The sequence below is a fragment of the Streptomyces ureilyticus genome, from assembly GCF_011045025.1.
Classification (GTDB): domain Bacteria; phylum Actinomycetota; class Actinomycetes; order Streptomycetales; family Streptomycetaceae; genus Streptomyces; species Streptomyces ureilyticus.
The window spans coordinates 1-2,995 of sequence record NZ_JAAKZX010000406.1 but is presented as its reverse complement, the minus strand read 5'-3'; the positions used below and the strand labels follow the sequence as shown (position 1 = coordinate 2,995).

At 67.5% G+C, this 2,995-nt stretch carries 1 protein-coding gene; it reads left to right on the top strand.

Translation table 11 applies throughout. The annotated features are described in order from the left end of the window. Positions 1–178: 178 nt before the first annotated feature. On the top strand, positions 179–2,995 hold a 2,817-nt coding region (locus tag G6048_RS47490), incomplete at its 3' end, for a non-ribosomal peptide synthetase (protein WP_206343018.1).

Here is a 2,995-nt window from a genome sequence, read left to right as displayed (position 1 = left end):
CTGGCCGCAGGAGGTTCTGGACCAGGAGCAGGTGCAGGAGCTGGCTGATCTGTGGGTCCGGATGCTGGAGGTTCTGGCGGGGCATGCGGCCCTGCCGGAGGCCGGCGGGCATTCCCCCTCCGACTTCCCCCTGGTCACTCTTGAGCAGGAGCAGCTCGATGGGTGGGCTGGTGAGGGGATGGTGGTCGAGGATGTGCTGCCGCTGTCGCCGTTGCAGGAAGGACTGCTGTTCCACGCGCTGTTCGACGAGAACGCCGTGGATGTCTACAACGTTCAGCTGGCGTTTGATCTGAGCGGTGCGCTGGATGCGGGGGTGCTGCGGCGTTCGGCGGAGGTGCTGGTGGGCCGGCACGCCAGTCTCCGAGCGTGCTTCCGCGAGCGGGAGAACGGCGAGCCGGTTCAGGTGATCGCTGGTTCGGTGAGTGTGCCGTGGCGTGTGGTCGATCTGAGTGAGTACTCCGGGGCCGGTCAGCGTGAGCGGGTGGCGCGGCTGCTGGAGGAGGAACGGGCTGCCCGTTTCGACATGGCCAGCGCGCCGCTGATGCGCTTCGTCGTCGTGCGTCTTGCTCCCGGCCGGCACAAGCTCGTGATTACGAATCATCACATTCTGCTGGACGGCTGGTCGACGCCGCTGGTGCTGCGCGAACTGTTCGAGCTGTATGGGCAAGGCGGGGACGACAGTGCGCTGCCCGCGCCGGTGCCCTACCGGCCGTATCCGGCCTGGCTGGCACGGCAGGACCGGACCCAGGCCGAAGAGACGTGGCGTGAAGCCCTGGCCGGCGCGGAGCCGACCCGCCTCGCGCCTGCCGGTCACCGCTCACAAGCCGGCAGCCATGGCGAGGTGACGCTCGCATTGAGTGGCGAGGTCAGCGCTGGGGTTACGGAGTTGGCGCGTCGGCATGGGCTGACGGTGAACACGGTGCTGCAGACGGCGTGGGCGTTGTTGCTGGCCCGGCTGACGGGCAGGGACGATGTCGTCTTCGGTATGACGGTGTCGGGACGGCCTGCGGAGATCCCCGGTATCGAGCAGATGGTCGGCCTGTTCATCAACACCGTTCCGGTCAGGGTTTCCTGTTCCCCGTCGCTGACGCTGACCGAGTTGATGGCCCGGGTGCAGCAGGAGCAGTCCCGGCTCAGCGACCACCAGTACCTGAGCCTGACCGACATCCAGCGTGCGGCCGGCGAGGGTGAACTCTTCGACACCCTCTACGTGTTCGAGAACTACCCCGTCGCCGTCGACGGTACTGGCCTCCCAGGCGGCCTGACGATCACCGGGGGCGAAGGCCGCGACGACGTGCATTACCCGGTAAATCTGGTGGTGCTGCCTGGGGAGACGCTTCGACTGAACCTCGGGCACGACACCGGTTTGTTCGACGAAGCTTCTGCGCAGCTGATGGTGGAGCGGTTGCGGCGCGTGGTCGAGGCGATGGTCTGCGACCCTGACCAGCGGGTCGTCGCGGTCGACGTGCTGGACTCCGGGGAGCGCACCCGGCTGCTGGCCGAGTACAACGACACTGGCCTGCCCGTTCCGCAGGCCACGGTGCCTGAGTTGTTCCAGGCGCAGGCGGCGCTGACTCCGCACGCGATCGCGGTCACCGACGGCAACACATCTGTCTCGTATGGGGAGTTGAATGCGCGGGCGAACCGGCTGGCGCGGGTTCTGATCGGTCACGGCGTGGGCCCCGAGCGTCTGGTCGGGCTGGCGTTGCCGCGGTCGGTGGACATGGTGGTGGCGGTGCTGGCGGTGCTGAAGGCCGGCGGTGCCTATCTGCCTATCGATCCCGAGTATCCGGGTGAGCGGATCGCGTTCATGGTCCAGGACGCGGAGCCGGTGTGTGTGCTGACGACGGTGGAGACCGGTGGTGCGGTGGCTGGGGTGGGGGTGCCGTGTTATCGGGTGGAGGATCTTGAGGGTGCTGCGGTGGCTGGTCGTGTGGCCGGTGGTGATGTGGTTGAGGCAGAGCGTGTGGGGGTGTTGTTGCCGGGGAGTCCGGCGTATGTGATCTATACGTCGGGGTCGACGGGGCGGCCCAAGGGTGTGGTGGTTCCGCATCAGAATGTGGTGCGGTTGTTCGGTGTGAGCCGGGAGCGGTTCGGGTTCGGCGAGGGTGATGTGTGGACGTTGTTCCACTCGTTCTCGTTCGACTTCTCGGTGTGGGAGTTGTGGGGTGCTCTGCTGCATGGCGGGCGTCTGGTGGTGGTCTCGTATGAGGACAGTCGTTCTCCTGAGCGGGTGTGGGAGGTGCTGGCCCGGGAGAAGGTGACGGTCCTCAGTCAGACACCGTCGGCGTTCTACCAGCTGATACAGGCCGAGCAGCAGGTGCCGTCGGCCGGCGGGGTGAGTCTGCGGCGGGTGGTGTTCGGCGGAGAGGCACTGGACCCCGCCCGCCTGAACCCGTGGTTCGAACGCCACGGCGACACCCAGCCGCTGCTCATCAACGGGTACGGTCCGACCGAGACAACGGTGTTCGCTACGGCCAGTGATGCGTTGGTGCGTGGAGAAGTTCCGCCCATCGGACGCCGTCTGGATGACCTGCGGGTGTATGTGCTGGATGCGGGGTTGCGGTTGGTGGCTCCGGGTGTGGTGGGAGAGCTGTATGTGGGTGGTGCGGGTCTGGCGCGGGGGTATCTGAATCGTGCGGGTCTGACGGCGGGCCGGTTCGTGGCGGACCCGTTCGGGCCGGCCGGTGGGCGGCTGTATCGCACGGGTGACCTGGTGCGGTGGGGCGGGGACGGGCAGCTGGAGTTCGTCGGGCGCGCGGATGACCAGGTCAAGGTCCGTGGTTTCCGGATCGAGACCGGGGAGATCGAAACCGTCCTGACAGAACACCCCGATGTCGCTCAGGCGGCAGTGATGGTTCGGGAGGACCGTGCCGGCGACAAGCGCCTCGTCGGCTACATCATCCCGGAACGTAACCCGGCCACGGACGCCGAAGCCGCCACAGGCGGGCTGGACACCGCGGCCGTGCGGGAAGGCCTGCGGGGGCGGTTGCCG